Genomic DNA, 20569 nt, shown 5'->3' on the forward strand with positions numbered 1-20569 from the left:
ATTATATAGATAATTAAAACGAAAAGGTACTCCCGAAGTTACGGGAGTACCTTGTTCAATTTATCTATTTCTTAAGTTCTTTCTTGCAGAAGAACCAATCCGTGCATTCATAGCCCTCATTCATGCGCTTTTCCGCATCGGCGGCCGTCCCGGGCGGGGGAACGATCACTTTATCGCCGGGCTGCCAGCCTTCAGGTGTGGCAACTTTATGCTTGTCGGTGGTCTGCATTGCCTCAATGATGCGCAGGAATTCGGGAATGGAACGTCCGTTATCCAACGGATAATAAACCATAGCCCGTAAAATGCCTTTATCATCGATGATAAACACCGCGCGCACCGCCTGTGTGGTGCTGGCATTGGGCATGAGCATGCCGTATTTATGCGCTACATCCATGGAAATATCGGCAATGATGGGGAAAGGTACCTCTACTCCGAACTTTTCCTTAATCGTCCGCACCCAGGCGATATGAGAAAACACACTGTCAATCGACAAGCCCAATAATTCCGTGTTCAATTTCTGAAATTCGGGATAATGTTGGGAAAAAGCGATAAATTCCGTGGTGCAGACCGGGGTAAAATCGGACGGGTGGGAAAACAGGACCAACCACTTGCCTTTATAATCGGTCAATTTCTTGACACCGTGGCTGGTAGGCGCCTCAAAATACGGCGCAGGTTCGTTCAAACGGGGTAATGCAAACTCTTTCTTTTCTTCAACTTGATTTTCCATTTTATTAAAAGCCTCCTGTAACTTTATTAAGATAAAGTTTGCCCTATTAGTATATATTTTCTTCCAGAGATTCATTAATTTAACGTAAGATTTCTCCGCAGAGGCTCTGCTCACGGAAAACTCAAATCGCCATCCTTAAGAAAGTTTCGCGATTTTATATTTCGATTCCCCCTATGATTGACTTTACAAACGATAATATTGCTTCAACACACGCAGCGCCCGCAGGGTGACCCATTTACTGGGTTGTTTCTTTTCCTCGATGTCCACCCAGGTCTTGCCATTGTATGTATATTCCATGATCCAGCGGCCGTGTGTATCCTGTTTGCTTTCCAGGAGCTTAATTGCCGCAAGCAGCCGCTCGTCACCCGCCAGCCCCAATCCCAACAGCGCTTCCAGAATCTGCAGGACATCCGTGATGTAAAAAACAGGGAAGCCAAATTTAAACCAGGACGTGCTGGTTTTGGGCGCGTAGGGATGCGGATAATCCGCGCCGGCCGGATCGGTGCTGAGCAGGAAATCCACGCACATTTGGACCGCTTTCCGCATGGCCGGCGTTCGCTGGTCAGCCGGAACTTTGGCTAACGCCAGCCCCACCTTGACGGCTCCCCAGGCGCAAGGCTGATGGTCATTAGCCGAGCACAGGAAACCCGGGCCGCTGATACCGCTGCGGTAATAATGAATGGGTGCACTCCGGCCATCCGAATCCTGATAGGGTTCGCCGGTCACGCTGCATGCCATCCATTCCAGCGCATGCCGCAGGCGTTCATCCGCGCCCATGCCCAGGGTCAACAGCGCAGCACCCAGATTGCCCTGCAGGCAGTTGATGGCCCCGCTGGGCGTGGCAGTCATGCTAAAACCTTCGAACTTGCCGATGGCATGCGACAACAGGTAATCACAAGCTTTATATACGCGCTCTTCGCGAACATCCGCACCCAATTGAGCTAAAAAGATGACTTGCCACACAATGGAACGATATTTAGGCAGATACCCCGGACCGGGTTCAACCCAGAATCCCTGGGCATCCTGTTGCGCTAAAATAGCCGGAATCTGGCCGCTGGTTAAAGCAGCCTGATGAGCTGAAATCACCAATGGGTCATTCACCGCCCTGTCTTCCAAATCTTTCAAAGCCAGGTAACGCACACCCGGATTCAGCGGGTCTTCCTCCAACAGCCATTCCAAAGGTTGCTTATTCACTTTTTCCATTCCGTTCATACCATTCACCTCACCTTCAGTATGCGCCAAATTTATACCAAAATACAAGGATTAATTTTACGGGATGCCACTCCCAGCACAATACGAAGAACACGGTTTTGGATTTACCAATAACTTTACACAATCTTCACAATTCCAACAGAAATACTTCATATTAGACCTTTATAGTCTAAATATAAAAGAAGAGGTGAAATAATGAATCAAACTTTAAAAATCGTCTTATTCGTCCTGGCAGGGCTGCTGATCGCCGCCGCCTTAATCTTTGCCGGATTTTTCTTCGGACAGCGCCAAAATCCGCAGGTTGAATATGGGTACGGTTATAACGCCAACAATGGTTTCAACATGCCCTTTTTCAACCGCGGTTTTGGCGGGATGATGGGTGGTTTTCGCGGCAGCCGCGGTAACGGTAATTTTGGTACGGGATTCGGTATGATGGGAGGCAATGGCATGATGGGCGGCTTCGGCTACTCTGCTTCCCCCAGCAATGCTGCTGCACTCACTGTGGAAAGCGCGCGCAACGCCGTGCAGGATTACCTGGACACATTGGGCAACGCTGACCTGGAAATTGAAGAAGTAATGCTCTTTAACCAGAATGCTTACGCCATCGTGGTTGAAAAGAGCACCGGTGTGGGCGCCATGGAATTGCTGGTCGACCCGGATACACTGAACGTTTACCCCGAATACGGCCCCAACCGCATGTGGAATCTGAAATACGGCATGATGGGAAACAGAGCCGGCGGCTGCAACTTCGGCAGCGGCGGCACCTGCGGCGGTAATTTTGCACAAAGCGACCTGAACGCAACCGCGGATATGGCCGTCAGCATGGATGATGCGGCCGACCTTGCCAATGAATATTTGGCAGCGAACATGAGCGGCGCAAGCGTACACCTTCCCGGTACCGCTTTCTACGGGTATTACACTTTCGACTACACGGAAGACGGACAGATGACCGGCATGTTGAGCGTCAATGGCAGCACCGGCCAAGTCTGGCTGCACACCTGGCACGGCCAGTTCATCGAGGAATGGGAACTGGAAGAAGCGGAATAAACCGCAAGAGAATCGATTTATACTATAGAGGAGGAAGAAATCTTCCTCCTCTAATTTTTTTAGGAAAAGCCCATGGGAAAATCTAAAATTCTGGTCATTGATGACGAACCGTCCATTCTAAATGTGGTCACCGCTTACCTGCGCGCTGAAGGATATGAGTACAACACCGCCGAAGACGGCCCTTCCGGCCTGAAGGCATTCCGTGCCTTCAAACCTGACCTGGTGGTGCTGGATATCATGCTGCCAGGCATGGACGGCATTGAAGTACTCAGCCAGATCCGGCGCGAATCGGACGTCTATGTGATCATGCTGACCGCCAAATCGGAAGAAGTGGATAAAGTGGTCGGACTTTCCATTGGTGCGGATGATTACCTGACCAAACCCTTCAGCCCGCGCGAATTGATGGCGCGCATCAAGGCTGCCCTGCGCCGCTTGCAGAAAAGCCCGGTCGAAGGTGAGCGTAAAGTACTCACCTCAGCGCACGTGCGCATCGACAGCGGCAGCCGGCGGGTATGGATAGATGACAGCGAAGTTGAACTGACATCGCTGGAGTTCGATCTGCTGAGTATCCTGGCTGAACACCACGGCATGGTCCTCTCGCGCGAGCAGCTGCTGGAAAAAGCCTGGGGCTACGATTATTTCGGCGACCTGCGCGTGGTGGACGTGCACATCGGCCACCTGCGCCAAAAGGTCGGCAGTGACTATATTGAAACCGTACGCGGGGCTGGGTATCGTTTTGAAGACCGCTAAACCCTCTTTAGCGCAAACGCTGCGTAGCCACTGGATCTACAAGATCTTGGCAGCTTTTCTGGTGGTCATATTAATCGCGGGCGCTATCCACGCGCTGGCCATGAACCTGTCCATCCAGGCTGCATTTGACCGCCACCTGGGCCGCATGAGTGAAAACATGCAGAGCATGATGGGTGCCGGTACCGGCGGCGGCAGCGGCGCCGGCGCGAACAGCAATTCTCGTGGGGTCAATCTGTACACCAGCTTTCGCGCGGCCGTCAATGAGACCCTGTGGATCTCAGCCCTGACGGCATTCGTCATTGCCGGTGTGGCAGCTCTGATCATCAGCCGCCGCATCACCCGCCCTATCCAAAGGCTCACCAATGCCAGCCAACAAATCGCAGCCGGCGAATACAGCCACCGCATCACCGAGAATGAGATTTCACAGGATGAGCTGGGCCAGTTGGCTCACAGCTTCAACCAGATGGCCGAGAAATTGGAAGGCACGGAGACAATGCGGCGTCAGTTGTTGGGCGATATCAGCCATGAACTGCGCACTCCCCTGACCGCTATTAAAGGTTCCATGGAAGGACTGATGGACGGCGTACTGCCGGCCGAACAAAGCACCTATCAGCAAATCTATCGCGAAGCGGACCGCCTGCAGCGCCTGGTGGAGGATCTGCAGGAACTCAACCGCGTGGATGGGCAAACCTATCCGCTGGAAAAGCGTTCGGTTAATGCTGCCGACCTGGTGAAAGCCGCCATCACTCCCCTGGAAAACACCTTCGCCATGAAAGGCGTGGAGTTGAAGAGCCAAGTCGAAGCCGGGCTGCCAAAACTTTTTGTGGACAGCGACCGCATCCAGCAGGTGCTGCATAACCTGTTGGGGAATGCCTTGCAGTTTACTCCTCCCGACGGGCAGGTCCTGGTTACGGTTGTGAAAGACGGTAACCAGATACGCTTCAGTGTGAAAGACAGCGGCATCGGAATTTCCGAAGAGCATCTGGCGCATATCTTCGAGCGTTTTTACCGCGCGGATAAATCCCGGTCGCGCAGCAAAGGCGGCGGTAGCGGTATCGGCTTGACCATTGCCAAATCGCTGGTGGAAGCTCACGGCGGAAAGATTTGGGCTGAAAGCGCCGGGAAAAACCTGGGCAGTATCTTTACTTTTACCCTTCCAATGAAATGATATAATGCATGTACAGATTTCGATCGATAGATGGTTTTCAAGCCGCCAGATCCAATGATCTGGTGGTATTTTATTTAAAAAGATAAGAGGACTCAGATGGAAACAAAATTGTATGTTGGCAACCTGCCTTTCGACGCAACCGAGGAAGAGCTGAAAACACTATTCTCAGAAGCAGGAGAAGTAAAATCGGTTGTCCTGATCAAGGATAAATTTTCCGGTCAGTCAAAAGGATTTGGCTTTGTAGAAATGGAAAACCAGGAAGGCATGCAAAACGCTTTAAAAACGTTTGAGTCCTACTCCTTCAAGGATCGCCCGCTGAAAGTGGACGTTGCCAAACCCAAAGAAGACAACCGGCGTCCGTTTGACGCAAACCGCCGTGGTGGCGGTGGTGGCAATCGACGCGGTGGTGGCGGCGGCGGCGGAAACCGCGGTGGCGGTCACTCCGATTACAACAACCGCTATTAGACGATAATCAAAACCACCCGTCAAACGGGTGGTTTGTTCTGAGGCTATAAGCCTCTAATACTGGCCAGCGTCTCAAGACGCTGGCTTTCACTTTCGTTCAAGCCACTTTGCCTTTGCCTCTTTCGCTTGTCCCTAAAGGGACTTCCGTATTACCTGCTACCCCTTGAAGGGGTTTTCATATTCTCTCACACTCAATTTATCCAGCGCTATATCGTGCTTCTCTTGCTCTTCGATATATTTCTTGATCGTTGCTTCATTCAATCCTACTGTGCTCACATAGTACCCTTCTGCCCAGAAATGCCGATTCCCAAATTTGTACTTCAAATTCGCGTGTTTGTCGAAGATCATCAATGCACTTTTCCCCTTCAGGTATCCCATGAAACTCGACACACTTATCTTCGGCGGAATACTTACCAACATATGTACATGATCGACCATCAAATGCCCTTCGATCACCTCTACCCCCTTGTATCCGCATAGTTGCCTCAGTATTTCCCCTATGCTTTCCTTGTACTCGTTATAGATTATTTTTCGCCTGTACTTCGGTGTAAATACGATATGATATTTACACATCCACTTTGTATGCGATAAACTATTTGTTGTATTTACCATCAAATCACCTTCTTCTGCTATGTTTGTGGCCTGAACATCCACTATTCTAGCTATTTAGGTGATTTGTGGTTTAACCTCTTATTTTCCACCCGCATAGCGGGTGGTTTTCTGTTTCTCTCGCTTCGCTCGTTCAACTGACTAAAGTCATAATAAAAAAAGGCAGCATTCAAATTTTGAAAGCTGCCTTTTTTATATTGTTACGAATTTAAAGCACGCTCAAATTGATCCCGGATTTCAGGGGGAAGCTGGTCAAAATAGTCAAATTGATATTGGTAGGTGACTTCACCCAACAATCCGCTATCATCCAGGCTGTAAATTTGCTCGGTTTCCTCCATAATAAAACCATTATCGAGATTGATTACCACGTTCACCATTTCATGAATGGGACCAGTCTGCACCACTGTAATAAAAAGGCTGCCCTCTCGAATGATGGCTTCGGTTGATTCGAGCATGTCCAGGTTCGGACCTTCGAGCATATTTTCAACCCGATCGAGCGTTTGGTTCAACAGATCCGGGCAGGCTTGATCCGGCAGTTTGACCAGTTTGGGCCGGCCCTCTTCATCGGGCAGTTGCCCGGCGCTATCGGCTGTCTGCAACTTATTCGCGCGAACCAGCAGGTTGGATTCTACCAGTCGTCCGTCTTCCGCATAAATGGTTTGCAGTAAATCGGGGCAAGACTGCACCCCGTCAAAATGGAACCACCATTCTGCGTTGATCCCATGTAAATCACCCAATTGGTAGATCATTGTTTTCCGTCCTTGCCACCAGCCTGTTTGGGATTGCCAGCGGCTATTGCGGACTTTTTCCATTTCATGCAGCATGAGCAGGAGGTCATCAGGGTCGTTATATACCTTCACGGTCGGCTGCGAACCATCGACAGCCTCAACCGGGCTAAAATCCACCTGATTAGTATCGAGAATGATCGACCAAAGATCTTCCCGACACCCAACAATCAAAGCAGGTATTGTGAGAAATAAAGTAAGAAAAACAGCGTACTTTAATGGGTTTTTCATTTTGTTCTCCTTGTTATGGGACTTGACAAGTCCCTTAGTTAACTCTATAATACTAGTTAACTAGTATACTGTGTTTAAATAATACGAACAAAACAGACATTTGTCAAGCAACGGAGAGATCGATATGAACAAACAGAAAAAAGGAACAATTTTTCATGGGTTGATTATTCTCGCTTTATGTGCACTTACCTTCAGCACGACCGGCAGTATCCTGGCCCAGACAGAACCGGAAACCACCCCATTGGCGGAAATCACACCGGAGAACATTCAGGACTTGAAACTGCTGCACTGGTTCGGACAGGGAGCGTATACCGGCACTCTGGAGCAACAGCCCAACGGAAATCTACTGGCTGCCATCACCTCTTCCGGGGTAGCCCTGCTGGATAAGGAAAGCGGAGAGCAAGCCGGTTTCATTCCTGTTGGGCTGCAGCCAACCGCCTTATCCATTTCCCCGGACGGTTCCACGCTGGCCATCGTGGTCAACTACCCTAACGGCAAGCTGGGCGATTTCATGGGGCTGCCTGCCTATGACCGGCAAATCCAACTCTATTCGCTGCCGGATGGTGAAAAGAAAGGCACGGCCATTCAAGACTTGGGAGAATGCGCAAACTCCAACATTTGGGACATCGCTTTCACACCGGATGGAAAAGAACTGGTTTTTGAAAAGAAATATGGCGTAAACAACGAAAAGGACGTCCGGAAATTCTGCGTCGCTTCCCTGGCCGCAGGTAAAGTCACCCGCAGCATGGACCTGAACACCAACGCATCCATGGCAATTTCTCCCAACGGGGAATTCACAGCCGTATACGAGAAACAATCCGGCCAGGTCTCGATTTATAGCACTTCCGATTTCAGTCTGGTACGCGAATTACCCGCACCGAAAACAGATTGGCCTGAGTTGTTATTCTCGCCCAGCGGCCGCTACATCGCCACGCGCAATATGACCACTGACGAGGATGGCCGGTATTCCATCCAGATTTGGGATATCCAGGATGGTAGAGAGGTCTTTAACGGGAAACCTGACCTCGAATACAGTCAGGAAATGGAACAATATGACATGGTCACTTCCTTTGAAGTCTCTCAGTATTACAACACTATTTACCTGGGCACGCAATCAGGGTATGTGGTTATGATTGCTGCGGATACCGGCAACGTGGAAAAGCAACTGGGGCAATTCACCTGGACGGCTTATTCATTAACCGGAAATACAGGTGGGATAACATCGGATGAAATCTCCGCTATGGTCGCGACCGTCCAGTTAAGCCCGGACGGAAAAACATTAATTGCCTCCGAGAATTTAACCACTTATGGGCAATCCGGCAGCATTCATATTTTTGAGCTGCCCTCAGGCAAGGAAAAGTTCATTTTTCGTGGTTCGTCAGCCGTAAGTGAAAGTTTAGGAATCGCCTTTTCTCCGGACAGCAACCGCATTGCTCTGGCCGGTGATGAAAGCGGGAAAGTGGCAATTTATTACACCGGAGATGGCCGGTTTGATCTGGAATTGACGGGGCACACCCAGGTCGTTAATAAAGTGGCTTTCTCCCCGGACGGTAAAATGATCGCCACCGCTTCAAATGACAACAGCGTGCGCTTATGGGACGCGCAAACCGGCAGCCCGCTCAAGACATTATCCGGCCACCAGGGACGTGTGACCCACATTGCTTTCTCACCGGATTCAAGCTGGCTGGTCTCCGGCGCTGATGACAACACCATCCGGCGCTGGAACACAGCGGATGGAAAGCTGCTCGAAACGCTCGAACTCAGCGATGAGAATTGGCGGGTGGATTTCCTGGACACCCTGAATGACAATGTTTCGGTCGTTTACCGCATCTCGAAATATCCCTCCCCCTATGTCGGTTTTATTCAGGAACAAGCCCGATGGAATACGCAGAGCGGAGAAAGAAAGGACATCGGCGGTTCGAAAATTTCCATCACACAATTCGACAGTGGAAAAGAAATGTTTTCGGGTTATTCCGACACGGACAGGGTTGTCGGGAAACTGCAGGCAGACGGCAGTATGGCAATTGCCGCATCCTTCCGCTCACCCTATGGAAACGGCGGGTTGAGCCTGCCGGCCGTCTCCCCCAATCAACAGCTGGTCATCTCGGGCAACGGCTTTGGCTTGCATGCCTGGGAGCTCTCCGGCAAAGAACTCAATTTCGTGGGGCTGGTTGCCGGGGACCAGCCGGTACCCTCCTACGGGCAGGAGTACCTCTTCTCACCGGATGGTAAATTCCTGGCGTATACCAGCGGCGGTGTGGCTTACCTGATGGGTGTTCCTGCCAATTGAACCGCCCGGTATGGTAATCGATATAATGGGAATTTAAATAACAAATCGTATAGAAATCGGAAAAGCTTATGGACCACATATTTGACGAAAACCAGCCCATCTACCTGCAGATCAAACAGCGCATCTGCGCGGCCATCCTGCGCGGCGATTACCGGCCGGGGGACAAGCTGCCCGGGATCGTGGAGATGGCCATGGAATTCAAGGTCAACCACAACACCATCCAGCGGGTTTACATGGAATTGATCCGCGACGGCATCGCCATCTCGCGGCGCGGAGAAGGCACCTTTGTCACCCAGGACAGCGCAACCTTGCAAAAGCTGGAGAACGAATTGGAAGGTTATCTCCTGGAGAATTTCGTGCGCGAAATGCAGCGCCTGGGCCATCAGGAGGATGAACTTGCGGACATCCTCGTTCAATACATACAGTCGAAGCGTCATAACCAGTAAAAAGGATAAATTGTATGAATAACATCTTTCACACCGAGCTGAAGCGCGCGTTTATCAATCCCCGCTTCATCCTTGGATTCATCCTGGCCGGCATCAGTTTTGCCTACGGCTATTTCCAGACTAATCCTATGCAAAGCCAATCCCCGGTTGGGGCATTAACCGCCTGGCAGGTGATCCTCTTCTCCGGCCATTATGGCTTTTTTGCCGCCGCGATAGCCGCGCTGCCCTTCGCCGATTCGCTCAGCACGGATAAACGTCAACACCTGCTGGAATCCGTATTGACGCGCACAGGTTATAAACGCTACCTGTGGGCGAAAACACTAGCCGTAGCATTATCCGGCGCGGCGGCCGTGCTGCTGCCGGCAATTCTGATGCTGGGGATCTGTTATTTGATCTATCCAGCCGAGCCGGTACAAATTTCGGGGAACTATTTCAATTTCAGCGAAATATTCAACAGTTCTCTGATTCAACCCGGATTAAGTCTCAATATCTCCGCTGGCGTTTACACGGCGCTTTGCCTGTTATTCCCCGGCTTATTCGGCGCAGCTTATGCCCTGCTGGGTATGGGGTTTTCATTCCTATCCAGAAACTCCGTGGTCGCCCTGGGCCTGCCTTTCATGTGCTACAGCTTTGGGTACTACTTTTTGCCGACATCACGCCACTTGAATTGGATGATATCAACGAGAGCGCTGCTTATTCCGGAAGGGAACCTATTCTCACCCATCCTGCAGTTCACCCTGATAGTTGCGGTCTTTTTTGTAACTCTAGGAAGCTTCGGGAAAAAAGAGACCCAGATTCTTCAATAAGGAAAAAACAATGAAAATTCGAGCCTATCTAAAATATCAATTTCATTTATATATGCTGCGTTGGCGCTGGCTGCTGCCCATCCCGGTGGGATTGGTTCTGGGATACTGGGCCGCGAAACTACTACAGGCATACCTACCGTGGGACAGCAACGCGCAAGCCAATGCCCTGGAAGCTTTCGTATGGGCTTTTGGTAAGCCGGAAATCGTGTATTACGTAATTTCCATCCTGTATATCTACCTGATATCCGGTTTGGGGTTGAAACGCTTTTCCGAACAAGAGGTTTTGCTGCAGTTGGGATCGCGCAGTCAATGGTGGTTGGGGAAGATTATTTTCATTTTCATGGGGACGGTCGGCTATACCGTTCTGCTAATGGCCGGTTTCTTCCTTCCTGTCCTAACCCAGTTTCCGCTATCGAAGGAATGGAGCCCTGCCGGTCAACTTAATGGCGGTATCAGCCTGGGATATGCCACATTGAACGGGTCACCAACCCAGGCTTTTTGGAGCATCCTGCTCCTTTTGTTCGTCGGATGGTTTGCGATTGGTCTGCTCATCCTGATCGTCGACCTTCTCTCGCAGCGCGCCTGGCCTGGCTACCTGGGCGGCATCATCCTGATTGTGTGCAGCAACCTGGGCATGATCGAAGGCGGCCCAATCGGTGGGGAAGGAATCAGCTCCTTCTTTATGCTGCAAAACCACCTTGAATTCACGCCGTTGTGGGCGCCCACGCGGGTGATCCCGCAAGTGTATTCCTGGATATTCTGGTCAGTATGGATCCTATTGTGCCTGGTAACCAGCCGGATCATCTATAAACGTCAAAATTTATACGCCATCGCGCGTCGGGAGGAATAAATGAATAATCAACAATCAGCCGTTGAACTCAACGCAATCGGGAAAGTATTTCGCAGCCACACAATCTTCGAGGACATCGACCTCACCATTCCGCAGGGCAGCATCACCGGCATCAGCGGGCCGAACGGCGCCGGCAAGAGCATGCTGCTGCGCATTATTTGCGGGCTGGTGCAGCCAACCAACGGCCAGGTCAGCGTGTTCGGCCAGCGCATCGGCCGCGACGCGGATTTTCCGGCGCGCACCGGCGCCCTGATCGACGCGCCGGGCTTCGTGCCCAACTGGTCCGCCGAAAAGAACCTGCGCATGCTGGCGGAGATCAACGGGAAAGTCAATGCGGCAACCGTCGCGGAAGCCCTGTCCATCGTGGGGTTGGCGGAAAACAGCCATCAGCCGGTCAGAACCTTCTCGGTCGGCATGCAGAAGCGCTTGGGCATCGCCCAGGCCATCCTGGACAAACCCGACCTGCTGCTGTTGGACGAACCCACCGATTCCATCGATCAGGACGGTTGGAGAGGTATTTACGAATATTTAATTGAATTGAAAGATAAAGGCACAGCCATCCTGTTGACCAGCAATAAACTGGACGAGATCAACATCCTATGCGACCAGGCTTACCTGCTGAAGGATAAAAAGCTGACACCTGTCCCGATCCAATAAAACCGGAACGGTCAGGAGAAAATCGCGCGGCTCAGGCGCCGGACACCTTCTTCAAGCTGCTCCGGCGTCAGCGCGCAGAACGGCAGGCGCACAAATTGCTCACCTCCGTCAATAAAGAAGCCGCGGCTGTCGCTGAGCGCCAAACCGGCTTTCTGCTGCGCAGTCCGATCCGGAACGCAGATGCCCTGGGCCAGGTTGAGGCCGACGAAAAACCCGCCCTCGGGTTTGACCCACTCCGCCCGGCCGGAGAATTCAGCTTCCAGCGTGGATAACAAAGTATCCAGACGCGGCCGGTAGAGTTCCTTCAATTGCCCCAGGTTTTCCGCCAGCCATCCGCGCTGGATGAACTCGTAAGCAATGGCCTGGTTAAGGTAGCTGGCGTTGATGTAAGTGTCCTCGGCAAACTTGCGTACCATCTCGGCCAATTCCGGCGGCAGAATCATAAAACCCACCCGCAGGCCGGGGCTGATCAGTTTGCTGTAAGAGGACATGAATATCACCCGCTCGGGCGCCAGTTCGAACAACGCGGGCAGTGCCTGGCCATGATAGCGCAGGTCGCGGTAGGGGCCATCCTCAATCAGGTAGAACCCATATGTTTGGGATAACTCAATCAACTTTTGACGCGCTTCCAGGGGCATGACCGCGCCGCTGGGATTTTGAAAGTCCGGAATCAGGTAGAAGTAACGCGGCCGCATGCCTGCGTTTAATTTCTCCTCCAATTGAGCCACATCCAGCAGGCCGTTTTGCAGGTCAATGCCCTCCAATTGGGTGCCGGAACGGCGGAAGATGGTCAGCACGCGGTCATAAGTGGGCTGCTCCAGAAAAACGCTGTCCTGCGGCTGGAGGGAAACACGCACCAGTGTATCCAACAGCTGCAGCGAACCCTGCCCGACAATAACCTGCCCTTTCGACACGGCATACTGCGCAGCCAGCCATTCGCGCAAAGGCACGTAACCGGCCGCCTGCCCGTACTGCAGCAGGCAATTTCCATCCCGTTCCAGGACAGTCTGGGCGCATTCTTCCAATCGTTTAATCGGGAAACTCTCAATCGGCGGAACGCCGCGCGTAAAAGCAATTATGTGATTATCTGTCATGGGTATCCGTTATTATTTTGATCTCAATTTTCTATGGGAGATTTTAATCCGCTTCCGGTTAAAGCGACAATTATTTTGGCTTTTTCACCCACCAATTTGCGCACCTGCGGCAGAACCGCGGCGGCCGCCGCGCTGGAAGGTTCGGCAAACATCCCGTGGCGGGCCAGGTCATAATAAGCCGCGCGAATTTCCGCCTCGCTGACGGTCAGCCCCGCGCCGCCGCTCTCGCGCAACGCTTGCAGGATGCGGTGCCCGCGCACCGGTTTGACAATGGCCAGCCCTTCGGCCAGGCTCTTGCCGACCGGTATGATTTCTTCGATCTCATCCGCGCCGCTGTTGAAAGCGCGCGCGATGGGCGCCAGCAATTCCGGCTGGGCCGCGAATAAACGCGGCATGCGCTTGACCAGCCCGGTTTTCAACATCCCTTTAAAACCCAGCCAGGCGCCCAGCAGCAGGCCGCCCTGCCCGACCGAGATGACCAGCGCGTCCGGCGCGTGACCGCCCAGCTGCTCCCAGCACTCCCAGGCAAAGGTTTTCTGGCCCAGCAAGTAGGCCGGATTGTAAGCGTGCGAGGCATATACCGCGCCTGCTTCCACTGCGGCCAGAGCCGCGCGCGTGGCTTCAGCGCGTGGGCCGGGGATGCGGCGCAGATCCGCGCCGTACACTTCGATCTGTGCCAGCTTGGCCGGTGAGGCTCTGTCCGGTGCGAAAATGGCCGCATGCAGTCCGGTGCGGGCGGCGTAAGCCGCCAGCGAAGCGCCCGCGTTGCCTGAAGAATCCTCGACCACGTCGCGAATGCCCATGGAAGCCAGATAATTCGCCTCCACTTCCGTGCCGCGATCCTTGAACGAGCCGGTGGGAGAAATGTATTCCAACTTGAAAAAGACTTCCGCAGCGTCCTTATCCCAGGGCATGCCGATCAATGGTGTTTGTCCCGCGCCCAGCGAAAGTGGTTTTTCCACCTCGCTCAAGCCCATTATCTCCTGGTAACACCAGACCGAATTCACGTTCGGGTCGGTCAAATTCGGCAGGTACGATTCGAATTCCCAGGGTTCCCAGGCGCCGCCGCATTTACAGCGGAACTGGCGCGGGTCGAATTCGTCTTCATGATGACAGCGGTCGCAAATTACGAGCATGGGAATCTCCCTGAAAGCTTTCTTCTTATTGTAATAAAAATCCCCCGAAAACGAGGGATTTTTAACTTTAATCCTTTGGCAAAGGAGGGAAATGGTTCAGATTGCTTTGAGCTGCTGTTCCAACACGTCCAGCGTGAGGGACTGCGGGCGCTCGATGGGTGTAAACAGGGCGCGCGACCAAACCAGGTTGGCAGTGATGCCGATGATGCGGCCGACGCCGAACAGCACGGTGTAGAAGTCGTACTCGTGCAGGCCGCAGTGGTATTGCATGGCGCCGCTGATGGCGTCCACGTTTGGCCAGGGGTCGCTGACCTTGCCGTATTCCTGCAGCACGCGCGGGGCGACTTTATAAACCAGTTCCACCAATTGGAACAGGCTGTCATCACCCATGTGTTTGCGGCCAAATTCCAGTTGAGCCAGAAAGCGCGGGTCGGTCTGGCGCAGGACGGAGTGGCCGTAGCCGGGGATCACCTTGCCGCGGTTGAGCGTGTCCCAAATGTATTCTTCCAGAAGCTGCTCGGTGGGGCAATCGCCAAACTTGTGCAGGATTCCCAGCAGCCATTCCAGACTGTCCTGGTTGGCACGGCCGTGCAGCGGGCCGGCCAAACCGTTCATGGCTGCCGAACACGCAAAGTAAACATCCGAAAGGGCCGAGTTGACCAGCCAGGCGGTGTGTTCGCAGACGTTGCCGATGCCTTGTTCGGAATGCACCACAAAAAACAAACGGCAAAGGTCCATGTACTCGTTATCCCATTCCTTATTGATCATATAGGCGAAATTGGCGCTCCAATCCAGCGATTGGCTGGGCGGCACCAGGCCCTGGTTGTGATACTTGATGTTATAGATGGCAGCCGCTATCGCCGGTGCTTTTGCCACCAGGTTAAGGCTGTCTTCCAAAGTGGGCTGCCAGTAATCCGTCTTCTGCAATCCGTTGACGTAATGGCGCGTGAATTCGGAGCGCGATTGCAGCGCCAGGATGGCCTGCGAGAACATGGTCATGGGATGGGTGTCACGCGGCATGGCGCGCAGCATATCCGCTACATGATAGGGCAGGTCGCTGCGGCGGCGCCACTCCTCTTCCACCATCAAAGCCTGCTCACGGGTGGGGTTATCGCCAGTTAACAGCAGGTAATACATGCCGCCGGCCAGAGGCAGCTCGCTCTTCTCCGCTTTTGGCAACATGTTCAATACTTCTTCGACCGAATGCCCGTAGAAATGCACACCGTCCTGCGGATCGACGTAGGAAATCTGGCTGACTAATAAATCCGCACCGCGCAGACCATTGAATAAATGCCGCACCTTGATTTCGCCGACGGATTTATCACTGTACTCTTTTTTGATCTGCTGCAAGCGGGTTCTCTCTTTTTCAACTTTTTCACTTAAGATTTCATGCAGCCACATAGGTTCGTCTTCCTTTCAAAGAGATTTTCTACCTTTTTATATTGGGGTAATACCCCAATTCGGTTGATATTTCCGCGGCGCCTTCTTTAACTAAGTGCGCCATTTCCAGAACCCGCTCACTGGTAAAACGCTGGGCCGGGCCGCTGATGGTCAGCGCAGCCGTAATCTGCCCGCGCGAATCGAAAACCGGGCCGGCCACACCGGCAGCTTCCAATATCCATTCCCCGCGGCTGTAGGCATATCCCAACTTGCGGATTTTCTGCAAATTCGCATGCAGATCATCCAGGTCGGTGATGGTCTTTTCCGTCATGGGAACCAGTTTTGTCTTATTTAATATTTCCTCACGGCGTTCTTCCGGCAAATAAGCCAGGAATATTTTTCCCGCTGAACCTGTGTAAAGCGGAATGCGCCGCCCGACGCGCGATACCATGCGCACGGTTTCCTGTGATTCCAGGCGTTCCACACAAACGCGCTCATCCCCTTCCAGCACGTACAAGCTGAGGGTTTCGCGCGTTTGCTCCTGCAAACGCACCATAATGGGCAGTGCCAGGGTGCGTACGTCGCTGGTGACCGTGTAAATGCCGGCCCAGGCCAGCGGCTTGGAACCCATCATGTAAGACAGTGTCTCCGGATCCTGGTTCAAGATACCCAGGTCCTTCAGGTAAACCATAATGCGGCCGACGGTGGAGGAAGAAAGCCCGGTCAGGCGGGCAACGTCGCGCACACCCAGGATCGGCTGATCAAGCGAAAAGCTGTCCAGGATGGCTACCGTGCGGTCGAGCATTTGTATTTTTTCCATTGTCATTATGTCTCACTGTATGGGACACTGTCCCAAAAACAATGTTATTATTTTACACGCTTTATATTGATTGTCAAGTGAGGTTCCCAACCGAAAACCATTAATACATCAGTCCAACCCGAGGTTTAAGCGTATGAATAAAAACACATCCACTACCATTCCTTATATCGCCGGCGACGGCATCGGCCCTGAAATCATGGCCGTCACACAGCAAATTGTCGATGCCGCCCTCGAAATCGCCTATGGAGGAAACAGAAGCATTACCTGGCTGGAGTGCCCCGCCGGGAAACACGCCTTTGAAACCAGCGGCGAATATCTTCCGGCAGAAACCCTGGAGACATTGAAACAGCATGCCGCCAGCATCAAAGGTCCGCTGACCACACCGGTAGGCGGCGGCATCCGTTCATTGAACGTCACCATGCGCCAGGAATTGGATTTATACGTATGCATGCGCCCGGTGCGCTGGTATGAGGGATTGCCTTCCCCGCTGCGCAACCCAACCGGAATGGACGTGGTTACCTTCCGCGAAAACACCGAAGACATTTACACCGGCATCGAATACCCGGCCGGCAGCGCCGAACAGCAGCGCTTCCTGGCCGCGTTCCAGAACAGCATGCCGGAGGATTACGCCAAAATCGCCCACCCGCAGGAATGCGGCATCGGTATCAAACCCATTTCCAAGACCAACAGCCAGCGCCTGGTACGCGCGGCTATCCGCTGGGCGCTGGAAAACGGGCGCAAGCGCCTGTCCATCGTTCATAAGGGCAACATCATGAAATATACCGAAGGCGCCTTCCGCAATTGGGGCTATGAAGTGGCCGACGGCGAGTTCAGCGACCAAACCTTCAGCCGCATGCGCTACCTGGCCATTCAAAAAGCCGAGGGAGAAGCGGCCGCTCAAGCCGCCAAAGACCAGGCCTTGAAAGAAGGCAAGCTGTGGGTGGATGATGTCATCGCCGACGTAACCTTCGAGCAGTTGATCACCAAACCGCAGAATTTTGACGTGCTGGCTACCACCAACCTGAACGGTGATTACGTTTCCGACGCGGCGGCCGCGCTGGCCGGCGGCGTGGGCATCTCGCCCGGCGCCAACATTAATTTCGAAAGCCGGGTGGCCGTATTCGAAGCCAACCACGGTTCGGCCGATATGCTGGCCGGGCAGAACAAAGCCAACCCCAGCTCGCTGATCCTGTCAGCCGAGATGATGCTGCGCTACCTGGATTGGACGGAAGCGGCCAACCTCGTGCGCGACGCGCTGGCCGCGGCCATCCGCGCCGGACAGGTCACCTTTGATTTGGCCGCGCAAATCCCCGGCGCCCAAACCCTGGGAACGCGCGAGTTCGCGCAAGCGGTCATCAACCATATGCGCTTATAAAGAAAAGAAGTGGATATCATGGAAAAAGAATCATCAAACTTATATCAACAAACGCTGTTCAGCGGCAAGAAGTTTTACCAATATTACAGCCTGCCTCGATTGGCAGTGGACAAGAACCTTTCTCTGGAAAAACTGCCGTATTCCATCCGCATCCTGCTGGAAAGCTGCATACGCCACCAGGGCGACGGCGGTTATCACAGCCAGCAGATCGATTGGCTGGCCCGCTGGCAGCCGCGCGTGGAAACGGAGCGCCAACCGGTAGCCTTCCTGCCGGCCCGCATCCTGATGCAGGATTTCACCGGCCTGCCGGTGGTGAACGATTTCAGCGCCCTGCGGGCGGCAATGCAGCGCGCCGGCAAGGATCCGGAGATTGTCAACCCGCAGATCCCGGCCGACCTGGTCATTGACCATTCGGTCACGGTAGAAGCTTTCGCCTGCGCCAAGGCGCAGCAGATAAACGAAGAGAGAGAATTTCAGCTCAACCGCGAGCGCTATGAATTCCTGAAGTGGAGCCAAAAAGCCTACCGCAACCTGCGCGTGCTCCCGCCCGGTTTGGGCATCTGCCACCAGGTCAACCTGGAATACCTGGCACAGGTCGCTTTTGTGGCAAAAGATGGAGATATGGATTGCGTTTACCCGGACAGCGTGATGGGCACCGATTCGCATACCCCCATGGTCAACGGATTGGGTGTGGCCGGTTGGGGTGTGGGCGGCATCGAAGCGCTGGCGGCCATGCTGGGTTATCCCAGCGAATTCCCCATCCCGGACGTGATCGGCTTGGAACTGGTGGGCGAACTGCCCGACAGCGCCACGCACACCGACCTGACCCTGACCATCACGAGCAAACTGCGCGAGATAGGCGTGGTAGGCAAGTTCGTGGAACTGTTCGGCGCGGGCTACGCCAGCCTGCCGGTTGAGACACGCGCCATGATCTCTAATATGTCGCCCGAATCCGGCGCGACCATGACCTATTGCCCGGTGGACGGGCAGACCCTGGATTATCTGAAACGCACCGGCCGCAGCGCCGAGCAAATTGAACTGGTGGAAACCTATTTCCAGGCGCAGGGGCTATTCCTGGACGGACGCGTCCCGCAGCCGGAATACTCGCAGGTCCTGACTATCGACTTAAGCAAGATTGAAGCCACCCTGGCCGGGCCTAAACGCCCGCAGGATATCTTCCCGCTTTCCAAAGCCGGCCAGACATTTACGGCTTCTCTGACAGCGCCCCTGGGTGTGCGCGGATATGGATTCAGTCCGGAAGAAGCGGTCAAGACCGTCATAGCCGAGATCGACGGAGAAAAACAGGAACTGCGCCACGGCGCGGTCATCATTGCCGCCATCACCTCCTGCACCAACACCTCCGACCCTTCCGTGATCCTGGCAGCCGCCCTGCTGGCACGCAACGCCGCGGCCAGAGGCTTGAAGAGCAAACCGTGGGTCAAGACCAGTTTCGCGCCCGGTTCGCGCGCGGTCACAGCCTATCTGAAGAATGCAGACTTGCTGGGCGGTTTGGAAAACCTGGGATTCAACGTGGTCGGCTATGGCTGCACCACCTGCATCGGCAACTCCGGCCCGCTGCCTGAGGACGTCAACAAAGCCGTACACGATAACCAGTTGGTGGGAGCGGCGGTGCTTTCCGGTAACCGCAACTTCGAAGGCCGCATCCATCCCGAGGTGCGCGCCAGTTTCCTAGCCTCCCCGCCGCTAGTAGTGGCTTATGCCCTGGCCGGCAGCATGGACTTCGACTTTGAGAAACAGCCCCTAGGAAAGGACACTGACGGCAGCACGGTTTACTTGAAAGACATCTATCCCAGCCGCCCCGAGGTGGATGAACTGACCCGCAGCGCCATCCTGAGCGACATCTACGTGCGCAACTACGGCAGCATCTACGACAGCAATCCGCGCTGGAATGAAATGGACGTAACCTCTTCCACGCTGTACAACTGGAAGGCCGATTCGAGCATCCTCAAAGAACCCGCTTTCCTGCTGGAAGGCCCTAACATTGTCGAAAAGGACGTCCACGACGCCTGCCCGCTGGCAGTATTGGGCGATTCCATCACCACCGATCACATTTCCCCCGCCGGACGCATCGCCGTGGATAATCCGGCCGGACGCTATTTAGAGGACCTGGGTGTAGGGCCGCAGGATTTCATTTCCTTCGGCGCACGGCGCGGCAACCACGAAGTGATGGCGCGCGGCACCTTCAGCAACCCGCGCCTGCACAACCTGATCGCCAACGGGCGCGAGGGCGGCTGCACGACTTACATGCCGGACGGCGACCTGATGAGCATCTATGACGCCGCCCAGCGCTACAAAGCCGACAATCGCGACCTGGTCATCCTGGCCGGTAAAGCCTACGGCAGCGGATCCAGCCGCGACTGGGCCGCCAAGGGCACCTACCTGCTTGGTGTGCGCGCGGTCATCGCCGAATCCTACGAACGCATCCACCGTACCAACCTGGTGTGCATGGGCATCCTGCCGCTGCAATTCCTGCCCGGCGAGAGCATCGAAAAACTGGGTTTGAAAGGCGACGAGCGCTATAGCATCCCCGGCTCCGCGGGCATCAACGCGCTGCGCCCAACCGTGACAGTCGAAGTGGAACGTCGCGACGGCAGCCGCTTCAGCTTCCAGGCCTTGGCGCGCATCGATACGCCGCTGGAATTGGCTTACTATCAGGCCGGCGGGTTGATGCGCAAGGTGGCATCCGATTTATAATCTAGG

The 20569-nt window shown here is 53.9% G+C and carries 19 protein-coding genes; 11 read left to right on the forward strand and 8 right to left on the reverse strand.

Annotation, left to right across the window (positions count from 1 at the left end):
- Window positions 1-64: 64 nt before the first annotated feature.
- The gene (locus Pelsub_RS14540) at window positions 65-727 is read right to left on the reverse strand and encodes a peroxiredoxin (protein ID WP_116225766.1); all 663 of its coding nucleotides are present in this window, start codon (window positions 725-727) and stop codon (window positions 65-67) included.
- A gap of 183 nt (window positions 728-910) precedes the next feature.
- Window positions 911-1939 carry a nitrogen fixation protein NifH gene (locus Pelsub_RS14545; protein ID WP_116225767.1) on the reverse strand — a complete coding sequence of 343 codons (1029 nt, stop codon included), beginning with the start codon at window positions 1937-1939 and terminating at the stop codon, window positions 911-913.
- A gap of 195 nt (window positions 1940-2134) precedes the next feature.
- Here Pelsub_RS14545 and Pelsub_RS14550 point away from each other — a divergent pair, with 195 nt between their 5' ends.
- The 4 genes from Pelsub_RS14550 to Pelsub_RS14565 all read left to right on the forward strand — a co-directional run bounded on the left by Pelsub_RS14550 (window position 2135) and on the right by Pelsub_RS14565 (window position 5369).
- Window positions 2135-2986 (forward strand): hypothetical protein, encoded by an 852-nt coding sequence (locus Pelsub_RS14550; RefSeq protein WP_116225768.1) that lies wholly within the window; start codon window positions 2135-2137, stop codon window positions 2984-2986.
- A gap of 72 nt (window positions 2987-3058) precedes the next feature.
- The gene (locus tag Pelsub_RS14555; RefSeq protein ID WP_116225769.1) at window positions 3059-3736 is read left to right on the forward strand and encodes a response regulator transcription factor; all 678 of its coding nucleotides are present in this window, start codon (window positions 3059-3061) and stop codon (window positions 3734-3736) included.
- Complete coding sequence (locus Pelsub_RS14560) at window positions 3684-4904, forward strand: sensor histidine kinase (protein ID WP_126440564.1); 1221 nt, start codon at window positions 3684-3686, stop codon at window positions 4902-4904. The genes Pelsub_RS14555 and Pelsub_RS14560 overlap by 53 nt, the downstream gene beginning before the upstream one ends.
- A gap of 96 nt (window positions 4905-5000) precedes the next feature.
- Window positions 5001-5369: an RNA recognition motif domain-containing protein gene (locus Pelsub_RS14565; RefSeq protein ID WP_116225771.1), complete on the forward strand. Its 369-nt coding sequence runs from the start codon at window positions 5001-5003 to the stop codon at window positions 5367-5369.
- A 156-nt stretch (window positions 5370-5525) separates the two neighbouring features.
- Here the strand turns inward: Pelsub_RS14565 and tnpA are convergent, their stop codons facing one another.
- Together tnpA and Pelsub_RS14575 are read right to left on the reverse strand one after the other, a co-directional pair.
- A complete protein-coding gene (gene tnpA, locus Pelsub_RS14570) occupies window positions 5526-5981 on the reverse strand; it encodes an IS200/IS605 family transposase (protein ID WP_126440372.1) in 456 nt (151 codons plus the stop codon).
- 197 nt (window positions 5982-6178) lie between these two features.
- The gene (locus Pelsub_RS14575; RefSeq protein ID WP_116226016.1) at window positions 6179-6994 is read right to left on the reverse strand and encodes a hypothetical protein; all 816 of its coding nucleotides are present in this window, start codon (window positions 6992-6994) and stop codon (window positions 6179-6181) included.
- Between the two features lie 124 nt (window positions 6995-7118).
- Here Pelsub_RS14575 and Pelsub_RS14580 point away from each other — a divergent pair, with 124 nt between their 5' ends.
- The 5 genes from Pelsub_RS14580 to Pelsub_RS14600 all read left to right on the forward strand — a co-directional run bounded on the left by Pelsub_RS14580 (window position 7119) and on the right by Pelsub_RS14600 (window position 12043).
- On the forward strand, window positions 7119-9284 hold the full coding sequence (locus Pelsub_RS14580) for a WD40 repeat domain-containing protein (protein WP_116226017.1): 2166 nt from the start codon (window positions 7119-7121) through the stop codon (window positions 9282-9284).
- A gap of 68 nt (window positions 9285-9352) precedes the next feature.
- Window positions 9353-9730, forward strand: a complete 378-nt coding sequence (locus Pelsub_RS14585; protein WP_116226018.1) for a GntR family transcriptional regulator — start codon at window positions 9353-9355, stop codon at window positions 9728-9730.
- Between the two features lie 14 nt (window positions 9731-9744).
- Window positions 9745-10536 carry a hypothetical protein gene (locus Pelsub_RS14590; protein ID WP_116226019.1) on the forward strand — a complete coding sequence of 264 codons (792 nt, stop codon included), beginning with the start codon at window positions 9745-9747 and terminating at the stop codon, window positions 10534-10536.
- 10 nt (window positions 10537-10546) lie between these two features.
- A complete protein-coding gene (locus Pelsub_RS14595) occupies window positions 10547-11386 on the forward strand; it encodes a hypothetical protein (protein ID WP_116226020.1) in 840 nt (279 codons plus the stop codon).
- Complete coding sequence (locus Pelsub_RS14600) at window positions 11387-12043, forward strand: ATP-binding cassette domain-containing protein (RefSeq protein WP_116226021.1); 657 nt, start codon at window positions 11387-11389, stop codon at window positions 12041-12043.
- Window positions 12044-12054: 11 nt separating this feature from the next.
- Here the strand turns inward: Pelsub_RS14600 and Pelsub_RS14605 are convergent, their stop codons facing one another.
- The 4 genes from Pelsub_RS14605 to Pelsub_RS14620 form a co-directional block, all read right to left on the reverse strand.
- Entirely contained in the window at window positions 12055-13137 is a 1083-nt protein-coding gene (locus Pelsub_RS14605) for an aminotransferase-like domain-containing protein (RefSeq protein ID WP_116226022.1), read from the reverse strand.
- Between the two features lie 23 nt (window positions 13138-13160).
- Window positions 13161-14273 (reverse strand): pyridoxal-phosphate dependent enzyme, encoded by a 1113-nt coding sequence (locus Pelsub_RS14610; RefSeq protein ID WP_116226023.1) that lies wholly within the window; start codon window positions 14271-14273, stop codon window positions 13161-13163.
- Between the two features lie 96 nt (window positions 14274-14369).
- Entirely contained in the window at window positions 14370-15674 is a 1305-nt protein-coding gene (locus Pelsub_RS14615) for a citrate (Si)-synthase (RefSeq protein ID WP_116226024.1), read from the reverse strand.
- Between the two features lie 28 nt (window positions 15675-15702).
- Entirely contained in the window at window positions 15703-16473 is a 771-nt protein-coding gene (locus tag Pelsub_RS14620; RefSeq protein ID WP_158675143.1) for an IclR family transcriptional regulator, read from the reverse strand.
- Window positions 16474-16606: 133 nt separating this feature from the next.
- Here Pelsub_RS14620 and icd point away from each other — a divergent pair, with 133 nt between their 5' ends.
- Window positions 16607-17848 (forward strand): NADP-dependent isocitrate dehydrogenase, encoded by a 1242-nt coding sequence (gene icd / locus Pelsub_RS14625; protein ID WP_116226026.1) that lies wholly within the window; start codon window positions 16607-16609, stop codon window positions 17846-17848.
- 18 nt (window positions 17849-17866) lie between these two features.
- Window positions 17867-20563: an aconitate hydratase AcnA gene (acnA, locus tag Pelsub_RS14630; protein ID WP_116226219.1), complete on the forward strand. Its 2697-nt coding sequence runs from the start codon at window positions 17867-17869 to the stop codon at window positions 20561-20563.
- Window positions 20564-20569 lie beyond the last annotated feature (6 nt).

Origin of the sequence: Pelolinea submarina, assembly GCF_003966975.1 — a bacterium.
Classification (GTDB): Bacteria; Chloroflexota; Anaerolineae; order Anaerolineales; family Anaerolineaceae; genus Pelolinea; species Pelolinea submarina.

Coding starts and splice junctions, on each gene's coding strand:
- Pelsub_RS14575 (WP_116226016.1), bottom strand. CDS start 6,994: ATGAAAAACCCATTAAAGTACGCTGTTTTTCTTACTTTATTTCTCACA.
- tnpA (WP_126440372.1), bottom strand. CDS start 5,981: ATGGTAAATACAACAAATAGTTTATCGCATACAAAGTGGATGTGTAAA.
- Pelsub_RS14540 (WP_116225766.1), bottom strand. CDS start 727: ATGGAAAATCAAGTTGAAGAAAAGAAAGAGTTTGCATTACCCCGTTTG.
- Pelsub_RS14590 (WP_116226019.1), top strand. CDS start 9,745: ATGAATAACATCTTTCACACCGAGCTGAAGCGCGCGTTTATCAATCCC.
- Pelsub_RS14615 (WP_116226024.1), bottom strand. CDS start 15,674: ATGTGGCTGCATGAAATCTTAAGTGAAAAAGTTGAAAAAGAGAGAACC.
- Pelsub_RS14600 (WP_116226021.1), top strand. CDS start 11,387: ATGAATAATCAACAATCAGCCGTTGAACTCAACGCAATCGGGAAAGTA.
- Pelsub_RS14595 (WP_116226020.1), top strand. CDS start 10,547: ATGAAAATTCGAGCCTATCTAAAATATCAATTTCATTTATATATGCTG.
- icd (WP_116226026.1), top strand. CDS start 16,607: ATGAATAAAAACACATCCACTACCATTCCTTATATCGCCGGCGACGGC.
- Pelsub_RS14550 (WP_116225768.1), top strand. CDS start 2,135: ATGAATCAAACTTTAAAAATCGTCTTATTCGTCCTGGCAGGGCTGCTG.
- acnA (WP_116226219.1), top strand. CDS start 17,867: ATGGAAAAAGAATCATCAAACTTATATCAACAAACGCTGTTCAGCGGC.
- Pelsub_RS14605 (WP_116226022.1), bottom strand. CDS start 13,137: ATGACAGATAATCACATAATTGCTTTTACGCGCGGCGTTCCGCCGATT.
- Pelsub_RS14620 (WP_158675143.1), bottom strand. CDS start 16,473: ATGGAAAAAATACAAATGCTCGACCGCACGGTAGCCATCCTGGACAGC.
- Pelsub_RS14580 (WP_116226017.1), top strand. CDS start 7,119: ATGAACAAACAGAAAAAAGGAACAATTTTTCATGGGTTGATTATTCTC.
- Pelsub_RS14565 (WP_116225771.1), top strand. CDS start 5,001: ATGGAAACAAAATTGTATGTTGGCAACCTGCCTTTCGACGCAACCGAG.
- Pelsub_RS14545 (WP_116225767.1), bottom strand. CDS start 1,939: ATGAACGGAATGGAAAAAGTGAATAAGCAACCTTTGGAATGGCTGTTG.
- Pelsub_RS14610 (WP_116226023.1), bottom strand. CDS start 14,273: ATGCTCGTAATTTGCGACCGCTGTCATCATGAAGACGAATTCGACCCG.
- Pelsub_RS14585 (WP_116226018.1), top strand. CDS start 9,353: ATGGACCACATATTTGACGAAAACCAGCCCATCTACCTGCAGATCAAA.
- Pelsub_RS14555 (WP_116225769.1), top strand. CDS start 3,059: ATGGGAAAATCTAAAATTCTGGTCATTGATGACGAACCGTCCATTCTA.